Genomic DNA, 20243 nt, shown 5'->3' on the forward strand with positions numbered 1-20243 from the left:
CACCTCGTTGGGTTCATTTGAATGCCAAAGCACGAATAGGGGAGCCGGAGCCCTCCTTAATTTTTAGCGGGAAGGCAAAGACGAAGGATTCGCCTAATATTTGCTCCAACCGAGTTAGGTTCTCGATGATGTTGACTCCGTTGCCCAGGAGCGCATAATGCGCGGGTGTACCGCTTGCAAAGGAGCTATCGATCGCCAGCGTATCGCAGCCGACCGCCTTCACGCGTTTGCCGGCCAAGTATTCCGCAGCTTCGCCGCCAAGCCCTGGCCAGCTTTTGGTATATGGGTGGTCCACCGTGCGTGGTGTCCAATAGCGGTCCCAGCCGAACCGGAGCAGTACGATGTCACCGGTCTCGATTGAGCCGTTCTGCTGCTCCCACGTGACGATTTCCTCTAGGGAGACGGTATCCTTTGCCTCGTAATGCGAAAAATCCAGCGTCAGCGCGCGGCCAAAAAATTGGGTAATCTCCGTTTCCGCCATATAGCGGTGTGCGGGATGTCCCTCTTGGATAAAATGGGCGGTGGCATCCATATGGGTGCCGGTGTGCTCGTTCAGGATCAGCTGGTAGACGAGCGCACGGCTGCCTTGATCGAAGTGGTCCCACAAGGTGTGAAAATACCGGGAGTGCGTCGGATAGGAGGGCATATTCTCCTCGAGCGTATGGGACAGGTCGATCACTTGCAGATCGTTTAACAGTGCAGACAGCATTTTGGCAGAGGATAAGGACATGGTTGTTACTCTCCCTTCGTGTAAAGGTCTTTCACCGTAAGCAGATTCACCATCGGCTCGCCGCTGTGATACGCTTGCACGGTATGAGTTTCTTTTTGCGGCGTCTTGCTTAAACACACTCCTTCGGATGTTTTCGATCAGGGAATAGACCTTCCATCTTCCAATATTAACAAACCAAGCTCATTGGCATATATAGACAATTCTTGATCTCACACTGTAGCTATGAAAATTCGCAGCCGGATATCGGACTATTTTTGACTAACCCTCCTTACGCAAAAAATGTCTCTACACTGCTTGTTCCGGGCATGGTTTAATCGATAAACGGAGTATGATCATTCCATGAATTGAAGTATTGGAGGAGAAACGAGAATGGCATTGAAACCAGGCGTTAGTGAGATCGGTTTTATCGGAATCGGCGTGATGGGGAAAAGCATGGCCAAGCACATTTTGGATGCGGGGTACAAGCTGCATATTTATACCCGAACACAGGGGAAGGCGGCTGAATTGATCAGCCAGGGGGCGGTTTGGCATGAAACCCCGGCCCAGTTGGCTGCATCCTGCGATGCTGTCATAACGATGGTCGGATACCCCAAGGACGTGGAGGAAATCTATTTCGGGGAACAGGGACTGCTTGCGAATGCCAAGGAAGGCGCTTACCTGATCGACATGACCACTTCGAGCCCCCTGCTTGCAAAGCGGATTGACGAGGCTGCGATCCAACAAGGGCTTCATTCGCTGGATGCACCGGTATCTGGCGGGGATGTGGGAGCTCGCGAAGGCAGGCTTTCCATTATGGTGGGTGGCAGCGTAGAGGATTTTGAAGCGGTACGTCCGATATTCGAGCTTCTTGGCACGAATATCGTAAGGCAGGGGCAAGCTGGCGCTGGTCAGCATACGAAAATGTGCAATCAGATCGCCATTGCTTCCAATATGATGGGGGTATGCGAAGCACTGGCTTATGCGAAAGCCTCCGGCTTGGATCCGGAAACGGTGCTGACCAGTATCGGAACGGGCGCGGCGGGCAGCTGGTCGTTAAGCAATCTGGCTCCGCGCATTATCGCAGGCAATTTCGAGCCGGGCTTCTATGTGAAGCATTTCATCAAAGATATGGGCATCGCCCTTGACGCCGCCCAAGAGATGGGGCAGGACCTGCCGGGGTTAAAGCTGGCGGAATCGTTATACCGGCGCTTGGCGGACCTGGGTTACGCTGAAAAAGGCACACAAGCGTTGTACAAGCTGTTACAGCCGTAATGCGGCACCAAGTAAGCAAAAAGAACCGTTCGGGCGTATGGTTGCGCTTCGGACGGTTTTTGTTTGAAGTTTAATCCGTTGCAGGAAAGACCAAAATATGGATGCAGACCATCTCATAAATAATCCATGAAACTGAGGGATCATCATTGAAGTTTACGGACGGGTACTGGCAAGTACGAAAAGGTGTCGATATTCAATATCCGATGGATGTGAGGGACATCCAAATTAGCAGTGATCTAGTCAAGGTGTACGCTGCGACAAGACCGATTAAGCGAAAAGGGGATACGCTGAACGGAGCATTGCTGACGGCTGGGCTAAGCTCGCCGATCCCGAATGTGATTCGCGTCCGTTGGGCGCATCATACGGGTCATGCTAGAATTGGCCCGGAGTTCAGTATTCATGTGGAGCAAGGCATGAAGCTAACCATTGATCGAACGGAGGAGGGGGTGAAGCTGCAGAGCGGGGAGCTCTCCGCCGTCGTGCGCAAATCGCCTTCCTGGGGACTTGAATTCGTATATCAAGGCAGAAGGTTGACGGGAACGGTCAACAAAGGTGCGGCTTATATCAAAGATGCGGATGGAACACCCTATTTTCGGGAGATGCTGGATCTTGGCATTGGCGAACAAATCTACGGCTTAGGCGAGCGGTTTACCCCTTTTGTGAAAAACGGTCAGACGGTCGATCTCTGGAATGAGGATGGAGGAACGAGCAGCGAGCAGGCTTATAAAAATGTACCCTTTTATTTGTCGAGCCTGGGTTACGGCGTCTTCGTCAATCATCCGGAGCGAGTATCGTATGAAATCGCCTCTGAGGTCGTGTCCAAGGTCGGCTTCAGTGTGCCGGGGGAGTGTCTGGATTATTTTATTATCGGCGGGGATACCTTGAAGGATGTGCTCGACAACTACACGAAGCTTACAGGAAGACCTGCGCTTCCACCGGCGTGGTCGTTCGGACTTTGGCTGACAACCTCCTTCACTACCGATTACGACGAGGCGACCGTGACCGGCTTCATCGAAGGCATGGCGGTGCGCCAGATTCCGCTGCATGTGTTCCATTTTGACTGCTTCTGGATGAAGGAGTATCAGTGGTGTGACTTTGAATGGGATGCGGACATGTTTCCGGATCCCGAAGGGATGCTGCGCCGCTTAAAGGAGCGAGACTTGCGTATTTGCGTTTGGATCAATTCGTATATTGCCCAGAAATCGCCTCTGTTTGAGGAAGGGGCAAGAAACGGATACCTGGTGATGGCCAAGGATGGAGGCGTTTGGCAATGGGATCTTTGGCAGGCCGGGATGGGGCTGGTAGACTTTACGAACCCTGCTGCGGTCCAATGGTACCAGAGCAAGCTGAAGCGACTAATGGATATGGGCGTCGACTGCTTCAAAACGGATTTTGGCGAACGCATTCCAACCGATGTCGTGTACTATGACGGCTCGGACCCGTACAAAATGCATAACTATTATACTCACTTATATAATAGGGCGGTATTTGAAGTGCTAGAGCAGCATCGCGGCAAAAATGAAGCTATGCTTTTCGCGCGGTCTGCTACCGCTGGAGGCCAAATGTATCCCGTTCACTGGGGAGGCGACTGCTCCGCGAACTACGATTCCATGGCGGAAACGCTGCGAGGCGGACTCTCGCTCGGGCTGTCCGGCTTTGGCTTCTGGAGTCATGATATCAGCGGGTTCGAACGGACGGCGCCGCCGGACATCTATAAGCGCTGGGTCGCCTTCGGGATGCTATCCTCGCATAGCCGCTTGCACGGCAATGAGTCGTATCGGGTGCCTTGGCTGTTTGACGAGGAAGCGGTGGATGTTCTGCGCTATTTCACGCAGCTTAAATGCCGCCTGATGCCCTATCTGTTCAGCCATGCCGTTGAAGCAGCACAGAAAGGGCTCCCCCTGATGCGAGCCATGGTGTTAGAATTTGCTGCCGATCCGACGTGCCACTATCTGGACCGCCAATATATGCTAGGGGAGAGGCTTCTGGTTGCGCCAATCTTTAATAAAGAAGGAACGGTCTCTTATTACGTGCCAGAGGGACGCTGGACGAACCTCCTGAACGGCGAACCAGTTAACGGGGGCAAATGGCACCAGGAGAAGCACGGCTACTTGACACTGCCGCTGCTGGTCAGGCCGAACTCCTTGATCGCTATTGGCAGCAATCCAGAGCGTCCGGATTACGATTTTGCGGATCAAGTCGCCTTCCATCTGTTCGAACTCGAGGACGGGGCGACAGCTGCCAGTGTGGTGCATAACTTGGATGGCCAGCCGGTGCTTCGAGCCAAGGCAGTGCGTACGGGAACGACGATCGAATTGAACGCAGCCGGTGCCGAGAAGGCTTGGCACATCGTATTGCGGGGCGTGCACAAGGTAGCAGCGATTCGAGGTGGAGAGGCGACAGACAGACAGGAAGGTGTTAGAATCACACCTTGGGCTGGCTCAGCTACAATCACTGTTGAACTGACCGCACCATAACGACCAAGACATAGAAAGACGACCGAACAGTGCAAAGACACTAGAACCGGTCGTCTTTTTTCTTGTCGCCGAATGAAGCGCTGGACGGACAATTATCGTACACGCCTCGGAGTGAAATGTCCGGTATTCCGTTGACGTAGCGCCATTCGCCAACTGTCATCCGTGGATCGGGTCAAAATTTGCTTGTCTTTCGCGCCCGAGCACAACGCAAATATTGTCTGTATTTTGCCATTGGGCCGCTCGCTATAATTTGACCTGAAGACGACGAAAACGAAAGCGGGAGGAATTGAGGATGAACTGGTGGGACGGCAACAACCTTCGACTGATTCAAAATAACCTCAGAGAGATCGACGCCGATATGAATGTCGACCGGGAGCTTGACCGGCTGCAGGAATTCGGTGCCAACACGTGGATGATCAATGCAGGGGGCATTTTTGCTTTTTATCCAAGCCGGCTGGGGTACCAGTATGTAACGCCATATCTGAAAAAGGATTTGCTGCGCGAAGCGGTGGACAAGGCTCATGCCCGCGGGATTAAGCTGATTGCCCGGTTCGATTTCAGCAAGGCGCATGAGAGCATCTTTGCAAAGCGACCTGAATGGTTTTACCGGAGCAAAGAAGGCACGGAAGTCAATTACTATGGCATCGTGCACACCTGCATTAACGGATACTACCAGCAGGAGTATTCGCTTCAGATGATTGAGGAAGTGCTGACGAATTACGAAGTGGACGGTATTTTCTTCAATATGTTCGGGTACACCCATTTCGACTACAGCGGCAACCGTTATGGTCCTTGCCACTGCGATAGCTGCCAAGCGCGTTTTCGCTCGATGTACGGGAAGGAGCTGCCGGAAAAAGAGGGCGATCCATCGTATGCTGACTATCAGGAGTTTAAGGCTGCGACGACAGCCGAGCTGCTGAAACGGGTGCGTGAGGTCGTGAAGCGGCTTAGGCCGGAAGTGGCGATCAGCACTTATTTTACCGAAGGGATCGACATCGTGCGGGAGGAGTCCAACACCGCCTTGAAACGACCGCATCCGGTGTGGCTGTACTCCGCTTCGGAGAACGTCAAGGCGGTGGAGGATTCCTGGGACGACAAGCTGATTAGCAACTGCTGTATCAATGCGATCGATTTAACCTACCGGTTCAACGCGGTGTCGAAGCACGAGGTGGAAATTCGACTGTACGAAAGCATCGCCAGCGGCTCGGGGCTCGATTTTTGCATCATCGGCACGTTCGAAGGGTATCCGGATCGTGACAATTTCGATGCAGTAAGAAACGCGTTCCGCTTCCATCGGGAGCATGAACGGCACTTCGGGCATTTCCGTTCCATGGCCGACGTGATTCTAGTCAAGCCGGACGGCCCAGGAGCAGTCGGGCTGCAAGAATATCATGGCCTGTTCAAAATGCTCAAAGAAAGCCACATCCTGTTTGATGTGGTCGTTCAATCCCAGCTGCCGGCGAAGGCGGAGAGCCTGTCCGGCAAAAAGCTGCTGCTGCTCCCCGGTAACGTCCGCTTCAATGAACCGCAGCTCGAGGCGCTGAAGAAGCTCCATGAGCAGCACGGAGCGGCACTACTCGCCACCGGACATGCGTTGACAGGGGACGAGCGAAGCCGAAAGGCGCTCGGGGACATGTTCCGCACGGAAATCACCGGTTCCCTGACCGACACGTATGCCGCGTATGTTAAGGTGGACGATAAAAAGCGGTTTGCGAGCTTGGGTGACCGGGATTGGGTCGTCGTCAGCGGGACGTTTGATTTTACGAACCCGGATAAGGATAATCGGAAGCTGCTGCCGCTGATCTCGCCAGCCTCGTTCGGTCCGCCGGAAAGAGCGTACGGCCATGAGATTTCCGCTTATTATGGCGTTAGCGTGACCCCTTCAGGAGCTGCGTATATGCCTTGGGAGCCCGGCACGTTGTATTACAAGCACGGCTATGAGGACCATAAGCGCCTCGTAACCGGCCTGATCGGGCACCTGTTGGAAGAAGGTTCAAGCGGCGCGGCAAACCGGCTTCAGCTTCAGACCAATGCGCCGTCCTCCGTGGAGTTGTTTTTCGATCAGGTCGACGAAGGCTATTTGCTCCAGCTGCTGAACCTGTCGGGCTTTAACGGGGTCACTTATGCGGAGCCGATTCCCATGCATGAGATCCGCATCACCTTGAGCGGAATTCCGATTGTTAGTGCTGCAAGCTTGAAAGGCAGCACTGACCTTAGTCTTGGTCGGGACGGCGAAGCCTATATCCTGGAAGTGTCCCCACTGCAAAGCTATGAAGCTATTCTAATAAAATCTACCTGAGGAAGGGAAAGGAGCAGCATCTGAATGTCCCAAGTGACCGCATTACCTGACGCCTCCCTCACCATGCCAGCGAAAAAGTCCCGTTCTCGGCTTTGGATCAGTGTTAAGCAGTACAAAACGATCTATTTGTTGGCTTTGCCGGGTATTCTTTATTTCATTCTGTTTAAATTTGTACCGATGTGGGGGCTGCTGCTTGCCTTTAAGCAGTATAATCCGTACGCCGGCTTCTCTGGCAGTGAATGGGTTGGCTTCAAGTATTTCCACGAGCTGTTTACCGACCGAAACTTTTATATTATGCTGAGAAACACGTTTGCGATCAATTTGTTCAGCCTTGCGTTCATGTTTCCGGTGCCGATTTTGCTCGCCCTAATGCTCAATGAGATCCGGCACGAGGTCTTCAAACGGGTGAACCAGTCGATTGTCTATGTGCCACACTTTTTGTCGTGGGTCGTCGTGGTCAGTATGACGCATTTCATTTTATCGTCAGAAGTCGGTATTATTAACAAAGTATTGATGCAGCTCGGCTTCGAGCGGATCGCCTTCTTATCGAACCCGAACTATTTCTGGGGCCTGATCACTGCGCAGAGCATGTGGAAGGAAGCAGGGTGGGGGACGATTATCTTCCTCGCAGCGATTGCCGGTGTCGATCCTCAGCGCTACGAGGCAGCTGTTGTAGACGGAGCAGGACGTTGGCGGCAAATTTGGCACATTACGCTGCCGGCCATCCGTCCGACCATCATCATTTTGCTCATCCTGCGGCTCGGTCATATGGCCGACGTCGGCTTCGAGCAGCTGCTGCTCATGATGAATCCACTCGTCAATTCGGTAGCCGAGGTATTCGACACCTACGCCTATAGTATCGGCATTTTGAAAGGGCAGGTCAGCGTCGGCATTACGGTCGGCATGTTTAAAGGCGTTGTCGGACTCGTGCTGGTACTGATGTCCAATTATGTGGTCAAAAAAATGGGTCAGGAAGGCATTTACTAAGGAGGAGGGCCGCCCGTGAGCTTTGTCGCTACCAAGAAACTAACTGCGTTCGACTATGTCAACTACACTTTATTGGCACTCATATCGTTGATCAGCATTTTTCCGTTTATCTATGTGTTCAGCGTCTCCTTCACCGATCCGAAGGCGTACATCCCGCTGAAATTTTATTTGGTCCCTGACCAATGGTCGCTGTCCGCGTACAAGTATATTTTGTCGACGAACAGCTTCATGAACGCGTTAAAAAGCACTGTATTCGTCACGCTGGTGGGGACCGTGCTCAACATCATCGTCTCCTTCACCTTCGCCTACGCGCTGACCAAAAAAGGGCTGCCCGGCCGCCCGGTTATGCTGGGGGCCGTCATCTTCACGCTCGTGTTCAACGCAGGCATCCTGCCGAGCTACCTGCTCGTAAAGCAGCTGGGGCTGCTGAATTCGTACTGGGCTCTTATCTGGCCAAGCTTGACCAGTGCCTGGAGCCTGATCGTCATCAAGAGCTTCTTGGAATCGCTTCCGGCCGAACTGGAGGACTCCGCCCGGATTGACGGCTGCTCCGATCTAGGGGTATTCCTACGGATTGTCATTCCGCTGTCTATGCCAGCCATCGCGGCGTTTACGCTGTTTTTTGCCGTATCGCATTGGAACACGTATTTTAACGCGCTCATTTATTTAAGTGATTCGAAAAAGTGGACGCTGCAGGTGCTCGTCAAAACGCTCGTCATCGATTCCGATTCGACCGGCGTCGGTCAGGCAGGGGCCGGTGGAGATGACCGGATTGTGCCGCAGGAAACGATTCGCATGGCTTCCATCATGCTCGCAATGGCGCCGATCCTGGCGGTGTATCCGTTTCTGCAGAAGCATTTTGCCAAAGGAGTCATGTTGGGCTCGATCAAGGGCTGATGTGAGCAGGACAAAATATGTGTTCTACCTCGCAAGCATGAATTGTCTCTTTTACGCCGTTTGTCGGTAAGCTACGATCATTACGAAATCAACCATTTCAAGGAGGAAGTTCTATGAAGAAGACGCTTTCAGGGTGGGCATCGGCTAGTTTGACCGTAGTCGTAGCCGCGTCTATGGTCGCTGGATGCTCAACCGGAGGTCAGGAGGCCGGCAAGACAGCAGCTCAGCAGCAGCAGGGGGATTCAAACAAAGACGCCAAGCCATTAACGATCAAAATGTTCGCCGGGCTCTATAACGATGTGCCGGACATGAACAACGCGTACTGGAGTGAATGGCAGAAGCGGACGAACACGAAGCTGGATGTAGAATGGGTGCCTGACGGAGACCTGAATACGAAGCTCGATTTGCTGCTCGCATCGGGAGATCTGCCGGAGGTGCTGGCCTCGCCTACGTCCACCCGGCCAACACTGCTCAACGCGATTAAAAACGGTGCGTTCTGGGATTTGACGCCGTTCCTCGGCGACTTCAGCCAATATCCGAATCTCAAGAACAACATGGCGAAGGACGCATTCAAATACTTAAGCATGGACGGCAAAATTTACGCGGTGCCGCGTTCCCGTTCCCGAATCGATCCCGGCATCAAGATCCGCAAGGACTGGCTGGACAAGTTGAGCATTCCGGTGCCAACAACGCTTGACGAATACGCAGCGGCATTGAAGAAAATTGTGAACAGCGATCCAGACGGAAATGGCAAAAACGACACGCTCGGCCTGATCGGTCACGCTGTCATTGTCAATGACGGTGATGAAAGCTTCGCCGCCGGCTTCGGTGCACTCGATCCAACCTATAATGCCGAAGGCGGTCTGCTGCACTGGCAATTGACGCCGCAATATGCCGACATGGTGGGCTGGTTCCGCGGTCTGTATCAGGATGGCGTTTTGCCCAAGGAATTTGCGGTCATGAAGAAAACACAGGCTGAAGAGCTGTACAAAACGGGCCGTGCGGCGTCTTATGTGCGCAGCGTTTGGTGGGACGACGAATGGGAGAAATCGAATGCTAAGACGCAGCCGGGTGCGAAAATTCTCAATCTTCAGCTGAAAGGTCCGAAAGGCGATGCTGTGGCGCTGCAAACTGGTGTGTCCGGCGGCTACTACATTTCGAAGAAGGTTCCCGAGGCGAAGGTCAAGCAGCTGCTCAAGTATTTCGAATACACGGCCTCCAATGAAATTACCGATTTCGCTTATTACGGGCTGGAAGGCGTGCACTACAAGCTGGTCGACGGTCAAAAGGTGCTGACCGATCAAGGGGTCAAGGAAGTCAACACGACGAGCAAAGGTGCGGGCGTGCTTGCTTATGCGAAGTGGGGCAAGGTAGAAAGCGCTGGCGGCACGAAAGCGTTCAACGACGCCAAGAAGAAAGAAGTGGAAAAATTCGACGAAATCGGCAAGGTCAATCCGTTTGCCTACACTACTTCGGACACCTGGAACAGCACTTGGCCTAAATATGAGAATGAATGGAAATCGATGGTGACCAAAGCGATCGTAGGCCAAGTGTCCATGGACGAATATAAAGCGTATGTCGATAAAATTGTCAATCTGCCGGAAATGAAAACCGCATTTAAGGAATTCGCAACGGCCTATAAAGGGTTTGGTGGTAAATAAAGCGGGGGAGGGAATCAAACATGGCATTGTCTAAGAGACTCTGGTGGCAAAAACCGCTGCGGGTGATCCAGCCGAACCTGCAGGTGAGAGACACGGACCGCATCGATCCCGAACGGCTTGCGCAGCAAATTAAGGATATGGGCGGCAATACGATGGTCTTTAACGTCGGAGGCATCTATGCATGGTATCCGACCGAAGTGCCGTACCATACGGTGAACGAGTTTTTGCCTAAAGATTTCGATTTACTGCAGGAAGTGATCCGTGCTTGTCATCAGCAAGATATCCGCTTTATCGCCCGTTTCGACTTCAGCAAGGCGGCGGACACGACGTTCTTGCAGCGCCCGCAATGGTTCGTTCGCGATGCGGAAGGGGAACCGCACATCCTAGGGGCGAAACGGCCGGGCGACTGGTCGCTGCTGATGTCCACATGCATCAACGGAGCCTACCGCAATGAAGCGGTGGCAGCTCCAGTGCTGCAGGAGGTCATTCGCCGCTATGACATCGATGGTATTTTCTTCAACGCTCCTGGCTTTGTCCCATGCAGCTGCGAGGGCTGCCGCAGAAAATACAAAGCCGTATACGGTTTGGAGCTGCCAAAGGAGAAAGCCGGCTATGAGCCGGACTGGGCATCCAGGTGTATGCGCGATAATATGGACTTGCTATACGGGCTGATCAAGGAAGAAAAGCCCGATATGCCAATGATTTTGTATTACAATCTGTACCGCGACAACATTTTTGACCGTGCCGAAACGACGGATATGCTCTGTACAGAGCCGCAGGATATTTTATCGCTCGGTCATCATCATATCCCTGAATTCTGGAAGCCGGCACTCAGCATTAAGCTTGGCCGATCGCTGCCGGACCGTCCGGTCCCGTTCGGTATCGTGCATTCTAGCCCAGGGATGGACTGGCGTCATACGGGGCTTCCGCCGGCGGAATACCGGTTCTGGCTGTCGCAAATTCCGGCACACGGAGGGAGCATCTGGCATTCGCTGACCGGTGTGCCGGATACGATCGGTGACAAGCGCATCCTTGAAATTGTTGGTGAGTTCAACCAGCAAGTGGCCAAGGTCGATCCTTACATGGATGGGGCAGAGCCGCGCTCGGAGGTTGCGCTCATGTGGACGGCGGATGCGTCCAGCGAAGGCTGGGCCGACGGGCTGATTAACAAGCAGCTGTTATTCGACGTGCTGCTGACGGAGCAGGCGGTGCCGGAGCGGCTCGCGCGCTACAAGGTGCTTATAATTCCTGAAGGGATGAAATATACGGATGAATTTACGGCAAGCCTCTGCGGTTTTGTGCGCCAAGGCGGTCATGTCGTGGCCGAAGGCAGCCTGCCGCAGCGTTCGGAGCTCTTAGAGCTGTTCGCGATTTCTCCAGAACTGTATACGAGCGAGCCGCTGGTCGCGTCCTACCTGCGATTCGAGGGCGAAGCCAATCCGCTGCAAAAAGGGCTGGAATCGACGGAGCTGATCGCTCACCGCGGCCGCGTCGTCTATTGCCAGCCGGAGGGCTCCGGCGCCGAGCTGCTCGCCACGCTGGTTCCGCCGTTCTCGCCGCTGGAAAGCGTCGGAGCTCCGCCGGAGCGGGCATCGCTGCCGGTCAGCCGCACCGATCTGCCGCTTGCTCTGCTAAGCCGGCAAGGGGAAGGAACGGCACTATATCTGCCGTTCTCGCTCAGCCAGCTGATCAATGAATTTAAGCTGTTCGAGCACTATCAGCTGCTGGGCAACGCCATAGAGCTCGGGCTCGGCGTAGGTCCGGAGCTGAAGGTGACGAACTACCAAGGCTTGCAGGTCACCCAGTTTGCCACGGACAAACACCGATTGGTTCACCTTGTCAACGGAGCCGGCCGCCGGCCGCTGTCGAGAAGTCTCCCGCTGCATCAAATTGAGGTCGAGCTGCGCGTCCCTGACAATGTGAAGGTCAAGCGGGTACATCAAATTATTTCCGATTCCCCGCTGGAATACCAGCTGAAGGAAGGTAGACTTTTCTTGACCGTGCCGCGGCTTGAGGTCTGGGAATGCTTGCTAGTAGAGTGGGAATAAACGAATAGCAGGTCCGTTAATTACAGACATTTTTTGGCTTGCCGTCATGCTGACAGGCAGAGCAAGAAATGTCTGTTTTTTGTCTGCGCAAATTTCGGTACAATGTGGCTATAGCAGCAAGTCATAATTTCCCATCTCGTTATACGAAGGAGACGTACCATGAGAAACGGTTTTACCTGGCTAACCCGTATTTTGACTTCCTTTTTTCCCAGGGCGAACTATTTGAAACGGCTGATCTGGTTCGGCTGTTTATCTGTGTCCATCCCCGTCGTACTCGCAGGATCCACATATTATCATTTTTCTATGAAGGAACTAACTCAGCAAATTACGGAAAACAACCAGGCATCGCTCGTACTGCTGAAGGATCGGATGGAGAACGTCCTGTTCAACATCGAGAATGATTCCTTGAAAATCGCGGTCCATCCGTCCATCAAGGAAAATTTAGGCCGCAGCGGCTTTAGTACCGACTTCATTACTCAGATGTCCATCTTGGATGCCCTGACATTACATAAGAACGCGAACAGCATGATCAGCGAGATCATTTTTTATGATAAAAAGGAACAGTTTGTGCTGTCCAATGATTACGGCTATAGTCCGATTGATCGATTCGGGTATAAGCAGGACATTGAGGCCGCTATGAGTCAGAAGGAAACGGTCAAGTGGACGTATCTCCCTAGAAGCAGCGGAGAAGGGGATATCTCGTTCGTCCGTTTGCTGAATGCGGGTGAAACGCAGGGCGTGGTCATCATTAACGTCAAAGAGAAAACGCTGCGAAGCACGCTGGTCAACTACTCGACCAACTCGAAAAATCAAGCCTTGGCCGTGCTCGACTCCTCAGGCCGCATTCTGCTGCATTCGACGGACCGGAAGCTGCTGGGGCTGCCGGCGCAATCCGTTCCCGGACTGAAGGAGGCGGCGCTAAACTCGGAGCCTTCGGCGGACAACGAGCGGGTGGAAGCGGCGGACGGACAAAATTTGCTCATGCAGTTTAACCGCACGACGCTAGGACGAACCTATGTTTCTTTAGTCCCGGAAAGCGACATGCAGCGTCAGCTCCTGTGGATTCGCTGGGTGATTGTATTTTCCATCGGTGTGTTTTTATTCGTCGGCATTCTTTTGAATCTGATCGTCACGCGCCGGGCCTACAATCCGATTGAGCAGCTGATCCGGTACGGGGAGCATCTGCAGAAGGGCCAAATTACGCCGCAGGGCAACGAAATCGAATATATCAAATCGTGTCTCAGTTACTTGAACGAGCAGGCTACCACGCTGGAAGGGTACTTAAAGCGTCTTCAGCCCGGACTTCGGGATCAGCTGCTCATCAAGCTGCTTAAGAGCTATGTCGGCCGTAAAACGACCATATGCGAGGAATGCGAACAATACGGAATTCCGCTTCAGGGGCGCTTTGTCGTTCTGGTCGCCATCGTGGAAAATATTTTTAAGGAAAAGCGTTTTCTTCCAAGCGAAGGGGCCATCGTTATGTTCGCGGTCACAAATGTGATGAACGAGCTTTTGGCGAAGTCGGCACTTCAGGGCTATGTAGTCGAGCATGGCGAACGGGAAGGCGTAGCCATCCTTCATTTTCCCGAAGGAATAGAGACTGCACAGATCACTGCCAAGGTCAAAGCGTTCGCCGAAGAAATTCGCAGCGCGCTGCAAACGTATATGGCGTTTTCCGTCGCGGTTGGGATTGGCGGACAGCGTGAGGACGTACTGCATTTAAGCGAATCCTATCGTGAAGCTCAGCGCGCGCTGCAGCACCGTATCTTTGACGAAGCACAGACGGTCATTTCCTTTGAGGAGCTCGATCAAATCGGCAAACAGACCCTGTTCACGTACCCGCGCGATCAAGAACGTCTGATCATTGAAGCGCTGGCTAGGGGAGAGCTCGTTTTGGCCGAGCAGGAGCTGAATGTATTTTCTCAGAATGTCAAAACGTCGGAATCCTATAATATGATTTTTCAATGCTATCATGTGCTGCTAACATCGATTATTCAATCCCTGGAAGAAAAAGGGCCCGGCGTCATTGATCAGCTCGGTGATAATTGGTTTGATCAGTTGAAGGCAAGGCAGACGTCCCGGGAAATTTATGAATGGTTTATCGAAGTCATTTTTCCTCTGTATCAGCAGATTACTGACGAAAGCCGGAAGATGGGAGCACGTGTTGTCGTCCATAAGGTATGCCGTCACATCAAGGAGCATGGAGGCGCGAACCATTCGCTCGTCGAATGCTCGGAAATGGTGGGCATGAGCCCGTCCTATTTTAGCCGCTTGTTTAAGAAAGAAGTCGGGCTTTCCTTCGTGGAATACGTGATGGAATACAAGGTGGAGCATGCGAAGCAGCTGCTGCGCGATACCGACCTCAACGTGATGGAAATCGCCGAAAAGGTCGGCTATTCCGAACGAAACCTGAACCGTGCCTTCCAGCGGTACGTGAGTATGACGCCTAAGCAGTACCGGGTGTCGTTAAGGTAATCTGATGCTATAGATACAAGCGCATAAATGCATTCATTCATTGCCGCGGATAACGCGGTTTTTTTGTTCCAAATCTAAACGGAATGGTGGAGAAGCTAATGTTAAAGAAGCTGGAGAAAATGCAGCTGAAATCTCAGCTCCTGCTGCTTGTCTGTGTGTCGATCGGCATCATTATGTCACTACAGGCGATTTACTTCCTTTGGTTCAAGCATCTCAACACCAAAAACTATTCCGAGTTCCTGAATGACACCTTAGTACAGCTGGAAATGAAAGCGGTATCTTTTTCGGCGGAAATGAATAATATCGCGAATCTGATCTCTTACAACGATCTCACGTATCAGTTTGTAAATTCCGCGGATATCGAGGAGCGACTTCGACTGAAAAACAATATGCAGGTGATGATCGATTCGATCATGCGCTCGAATAAAAACATCAACGACATTATCATCTCCGATCTGGACATGATCAACATCGGCGCGTACCGGGTAGAGGATTTTTGGGTGGTGCATGAGGTCAGCCAGCTGTATAAAAATGGGGCGATCCCAACAGGTCCCGTTCATTATGTGTTCGACGGCCATGACCGAGGCAAGCCGTTCTATGTCTGTGTCACGAAATCGTTTTCCTCCACAGAAACGAAAACGGAGATGGTGACCATTCTGATTTACAATGTGGACAGCTTCGTAAAGACAGTTTCGAGCATGCAGACGAACGACAACCCGCAGCAGCTCGCGATCGTGGATGCCAAAAATAATTTAATAGCCGGCAGCCGCAGCAAGGACCTGCTGCCACCGAACCCTCAGCCATTCGTCTATCAACGGACGGTGTCGGGTTTGGATTGGCGGGTAATCGGCGTGCTGCCGGATATCGAGCATACACAGGATTTCACCGCGCTCAAGCAATTTGGTACTTTAACCGGCGGGATCGTAGCATTGGTTCTCCTAGGCTTCTGGTTTGTGATCCATAAAAGCATCACCAGCCCGATCACGAAGATTGCCCAGTTTATGAATACGCTTGGACCGAATTACAGCACACGCCGATTGACCATCACCAATCATAATGAGATCAGCTTGCTAGCCAGAGTGATGAATAAGATGCTCGATAATATCGATGATATGAACACAGAGGTGGTCGCCTCGAAGGAAAAGCTGTATAAATCGGAGCTCGCGAAGAAAAACGCCCAATTTTCAGCCTTCCAGAGTCAAGTGAACCCCCATTTCCTGTACAATACGCTGGACTGCATCCGAAGCATTGCGTTAAGCCGAGGGGTTCCCGAAATTTTCGACATCACCACCTCCATGGCCAAAATTTTCAGGTACAGCATCAAGGAGAACAATTACGTAAAAATCAGGGACGAGCTGGGCTGCATTAAAGACTATTTTAAAATTATTCAAATCCGTCAAGGCAACCGGTTTTCGGTCATGTATGAGGTGGAGGAAACGATCGAGGACTGTGTCATTCCCAAAATGATTTTGCAGCCCATTGTAGAGAATGCTGTTTTTCACGGGCTTGAACAAAAAAAGGGACCTGGTACACTTTATCTGCGCGGAAGCTTATCGGACGGATGCATTCGGTTTGAAATCGAGGATAACGGAAAAGGCATCTCCCCGGAGACGCTTGAGAAGCTGCGGGAGAGTCTTGCGGCCTGGAATTCCTCGGACGATAGCACCAACGATTTGGAGAGAAAAAGCATCGGTCTGCTCAATATTGATCGGCGGATTAAGCTGCTCTATGGGGAGCCTTATGGAATTGTACACGTCGATAATGGATCGGAGGGAGGAGCCCTGGTCGTCATTCAACTGCCGAATCATCACTAACCGAAAATCGTCTGAACATTCCGAAAACAGTACATTTTAAGCGCTTACACGGAGCGGTACAATGATGACAAGAGTTCAGGACGTGGACGTGACACAAAACCGTGAGGAGGTACCGTATGCAGCTGGGAGAACGAACCCTTACTACCAGGAAATCGACCTTCACTACCTTAAGATCTGCGTGGAAAGTCCAGAAGAGCCTGTATTTCAAATATCGTTACGCCTATGTGCTGGTGATGCCCGGCGTCCTCTATTTTCTACTCTTCAAGCTGGCTCCGATGTGGGGGCTGCTGCTGGCCTTTAAGGATTACAGTCCGTTTGCCGGGTTCTGGCACAGCGAATGGGCTGGATTGAAATACTTCAAGGAGTTTTTCGCCAGCGACTATTTTTATCTCATGTTTCGCAATACCACGGTGATCAGCCTAATGAATCTGGTGTTTTATTTTCCGGCTCCCATCCTGCTGGCGCTCCTGATTAACGAGGTGAGACTGGAAAAATTCAAACGGCTGAATCAGACGATCATCTATATGCCGCATTTTTTATCCTGGGTTGTGATCGCTGGAATGACGTTCTTTATGCTTTCTTCGGATGTAGGGCTAGTCAACAAGATCGTGGTCAATATGGGTGGCAAGCCCATCGCGTTTCTCTCGAATCCGGACCTGTTCTGGTGGGTGCTGCTGCTGCAAAATACATGGAAGGAAATCGGCTGGGGTACGATTCTATTTCTCGCTGCGATGTCCCAAATTGATCCGACGCATTATGAGGCCGCAACGATTGATGGGGCGACCCGCATGCAGAAGATTTGGCGGGTGACGGTGCCATCCATTATGCCGACGATCATCGTGCTGTTTATTTTACGGCTGGGGCATATGATGGACGTCGGCTTCGAGCAGGTGCTGCTGATGACGAACCCTTTTGTTCGCGATGTAGCCGAGGTGTTTGATACCTACAGCTACAATCAAGGGATTAACCAAGGGAACTTCAGTATTGCGGTTACCGTCGGTATTTTTAAAAGCATCGTGGGGTTGATTATGGTCTTGATTGCTGACCGTGCCGTCAAAAAAATGGGCCACAGCGGCATTTATTAGAATGAGCAGCGGATAAAGGAGTTCGTGCCATGAACACTAAGAAGCTCTCGCTAGGAGATATCATCGTATACATCGCGGTCAGTTTGATCTCGTTAATCTGCATTGCCCCGTTTATTTACATCATCAGCGTTTCGCTTACCGACCCGTCCGTTTACAAGCCATTCAAGCTGTACTTCATTCCCGAGAAGATGTCGTTCATCTCCTACACTTACATCTTGTCCAATGACAATTTTCTCCGAGCGGTCAAAAATACACTGTTCATCACCGTTGTCGGTACCGCACTGAACGTGATTTTCACCTTTACTATGGCCTACGCCTTGACGAAGAAGGAAATGCCGCATCGCAACTTGTTTATGGGCATCGTCATCTTCGCACTGCTGTTCAACGCAGGGATCGTGCCGAATTATTTGCTCGTCAAGCAGCTCGGTCTGATCAACTCACCCTGGGCGTTAATCCTGCCGGTGCTTACAAACTCCTGGAGTCTCATCGTCGCCAAAAGCTTTATCGATTCGCTGCCCGCCGAGCTCGAGGAATCCGCCAAGATGGACGGCTGCACGGAAATCGGTGCTTTTTTTCGCATCATCGTCCCTCTGTCCATGGCCTCGATTACCACGTTAACCTTGTTTTTTGCGGTGGGGCACTGGAATACCTATTTCAACGCTTTAATCTACTTGACGGATTCCAAAAAAATGACGCTGCAGGTCTACGTGAAAACACTCCTGGTGGATTCCTCGACCAACGGCGCAGGCACCACAGGGATGGTTGACTTGCTCAACATTCCGACCGAAACGGTCCGCATGGCTACGGTGGTTCTCGCTATGCTTCCGATTATGGCCGTGTACCCATTCGTGCAACGATTTTTTATCAAAGGAGCTATGCTCGGTTCCATCAAGGGCTGAGTGATTGCCATAAATATTCTAAAGGAGGATACGGCTGCGCTATGAAAACAAATCGACGAAAGAGATTAGTTACTGGCGTAAGTTTTCTCATCATTAGCTCGGTGCTTCTAAGTGCATGCAACTCAAGCCCACAGGCGACGGAAAGCAATTCCCGGGGAGCTCCAAGTGGAACGACGACGACAACCGAGCCTGCCAAAAAGCCCGATCCGGTGCAGATTAAAGGGATCGCCAACCTGTACAATCAGGCGCCTGCCAAGGACAGTGTGTTCTGGAAGCAGATGGAGAAGGAGTTCAATGTCGATTATTCAGTCGATTGGGTGCCGGCTGACAACTATCAGCAAAAGCTGGATCTAGTGCTCGCGTCCGGCGACATCCCCGATTTGATGCAAATTACGAATACAACCGCGCCCAGCGTCTTAAAAGCCGTCAAGGCCGGGGCCTTCTGGGACCTGACGCCTTATTTGGGGGACTTCAGCAAGTATCCGAATTTTAAAAAATACACGAACCAGAACGCCTGGACCTTGAGCAAGGTAAGCGGGAAAAACTATTTTGTGCCACGGACTCGCGGGAACCTCGATTCGGCTGTTTTTATCCGTCAGGATTGGCTGGATAAGCTCAACTTGAAGGCGCCTACAACCCTTGAAGAGTTCGCAAACGTCGTGAAAACGATAGCCAAGAGCGATCCGGACGGTAACGGGAAGATCGATACGATCGGTGTCATTCCTAACGCCGGATACTTTGCGGCCGCCTTCGGAACCCGCGATCCGGTTCGGGACAGCAGCGGAGGTATTATTCATGCGAACCTAACCTCCAATTACGCCGATTATGTGGCTTACATGCGGGATCTGTACCAAGCCGGGGCGATTCCTAAGGAATTCGCGCTCATCAACGGCACCCAGCAGGAAGAGATGTTCATGACCGGCCGTTCGGCGACCTTCGTCAAGAATGCTTGGCACAAATACCGCATGGAGCAGGAGAATCAGAAAACGCAGCCGGGGGCCAAGGTGACCTTGCTGCCTTATCTTAAGGGGCCTAAAGGCTTCGCTCACATTTACGATTTGGGCTATTTCGGCGGAATGGCGATCTCTAAGAAGGTGGACGAGAAGAAGATGCTGCGCATTTTGGACTTCCTCAATGCCACGTCCGATGAGAAGTACTATAATTTCGTCAATTTCGGGATTGAAGGCGTCCATTACGTCCTTAAGGACGGTTTCCCTTCGCTGACCGACGCCGGTAAGAAGGAAGTGAACAGCTCGTTTAACGCACCATTTATTTTCTCCACAGCGGAATTTGCCAAAGTGGACAGTCCGCTGGCCCCTATGAGCTACAACCTGCAAACCCGTGAGGAAATGAAAGTGCTGTATAAGATTGACGCCAAAATCGAGCTTTTCAACGTCCTGCAATCCGATGCTTGGAGCACCGCTTGGTCCAAGTTCAAGGACGAGTTTGCCTCCATGGAGGCCAAAGCCATCAGTGGTGCCATTTCGATGGATGACTTTAAGGCGTTCCAGGCTAAAATGCTGGAGAATCCTGATGTGAAGAAGTCCGCAGGGGAATTCGCTAAGAGCTATGAGGAGTTTTTTGGTAAAAAGTAATTTAAACGACAGGAGACGAAGTAGC

Annotated in this window: 13 protein-coding genes; 12 read left to right on the forward strand and 1 reads right to left on the reverse strand. The window is 52.0% G+C overall.

From position 1 onward, the window contains the following. Positions 1-13: 13 nt before the first annotated feature. Complete coding sequence (locus FPZ49_RS03380) at positions 14-730, reverse strand: cyclase family protein (protein ID WP_144843183.1); 717 nt, start codon at positions 728-730, stop codon at positions 14-16. A gap of 369 nt (positions 731-1099) precedes the next feature. Between FPZ49_RS03380 and FPZ49_RS03385 the strand changes: the two genes are divergently transcribed. The 12 genes from FPZ49_RS03385 (at position 1100) to FPZ49_RS03440 (ending at position 20218) form a co-directional block, all read left to right on the forward strand. Next, positions 1100-1981: an NAD(P)-dependent oxidoreductase gene (locus FPZ49_RS03385; RefSeq protein ID WP_144843185.1), complete on the forward strand. Its 882-nt coding sequence runs from the start codon at positions 1100-1102 to the stop codon at positions 1979-1981. A 146-nt stretch (positions 1982-2127) separates the two neighbouring features. Continuing rightward, positions 2128-4458 (forward strand): alpha-xylosidase, encoded by a 2331-nt coding sequence (gene yicI, locus FPZ49_RS03390; RefSeq protein WP_144843187.1) that lies wholly within the window; start codon positions 2128-2130, stop codon positions 4456-4458. A gap of 292 nt (positions 4459-4750) precedes the next feature. Then, positions 4751-6757: a family 10 glycosylhydrolase gene (locus FPZ49_RS03395; RefSeq protein ID WP_144843189.1), complete on the forward strand. Its 2007-nt coding sequence runs from the start codon at positions 4751-4753 to the stop codon at positions 6755-6757. Between the two features lie 63 nt (positions 6758-6820). Beyond that, positions 6821-7744: an ABC transporter permease gene (locus FPZ49_RS03400; protein WP_315899158.1), complete on the forward strand. Its 924-nt coding sequence runs from the start codon at positions 6821-6823 to the stop codon at positions 7742-7744. A gap of 15 nt (positions 7745-7759) precedes the next feature. Then, positions 7760-8641, forward strand: a complete 882-nt coding sequence (locus tag FPZ49_RS03405) for a carbohydrate ABC transporter permease (RefSeq protein WP_144843193.1) — start codon at positions 7760-7762, stop codon at positions 8639-8641. A gap of 113 nt (positions 8642-8754) precedes the next feature. Beyond that, complete coding sequence (locus tag FPZ49_RS03410) at positions 8755-10302, forward strand: extracellular solute-binding protein (protein ID WP_144843195.1); 1548 nt, start codon at positions 8755-8757, stop codon at positions 10300-10302. Positions 10303-10322: 20 nt separating this feature from the next. Beyond that, positions 10323-12350, forward strand: coding sequence for a hypothetical protein (locus FPZ49_RS03415; protein WP_144843197.1), 2028 nt, complete (start codon positions 10323-10325; stop codon positions 12348-12350). Positions 12351-12509: 159 nt separating this feature from the next. Then, a complete protein-coding gene (locus tag FPZ49_RS03420; protein WP_144843199.1) occupies positions 12510-14825 on the forward strand; it encodes a helix-turn-helix domain-containing protein in 2316 nt (771 codons plus the stop codon). A gap of 98 nt (positions 14826-14923) precedes the next feature. Further along, on the forward strand, positions 14924-16639 hold the full coding sequence (locus tag FPZ49_RS03425; protein WP_186445583.1) for a sensor histidine kinase: 1716 nt from the start codon (positions 14924-14926) through the stop codon (positions 16637-16639). Between the two features lie 116 nt (positions 16640-16755). Then, positions 16756-17724 carry an ABC transporter permease gene (locus FPZ49_RS03430; protein WP_144843203.1) on the forward strand — a complete coding sequence of 323 codons (969 nt, stop codon included), beginning with the start codon at positions 16756-16758 and terminating at the stop codon, positions 17722-17724. Between the two features lie 29 nt (positions 17725-17753). Next, positions 17754-18623 carry a carbohydrate ABC transporter permease gene (locus tag FPZ49_RS03435; RefSeq protein ID WP_144843206.1) on the forward strand — a complete coding sequence of 290 codons (870 nt, stop codon included), beginning with the start codon at positions 17754-17756 and terminating at the stop codon, positions 18621-18623. A gap of 41 nt (positions 18624-18664) precedes the next feature. Then, entirely contained in the window at positions 18665-20218 is a 1554-nt protein-coding gene (locus tag FPZ49_RS03440; RefSeq protein WP_144843209.1) for an extracellular solute-binding protein, read from the forward strand. Positions 20219-20243: the final 25 nt, after the last annotated feature.

This window comes from Paenibacillus cremeus, from assembly GCF_007786445.1.
Taxonomy (GTDB): Bacteria; Bacillota; Bacilli; order Paenibacillales; family NBRC-103111; genus Paenibacillus_G; species Paenibacillus_G cremeus.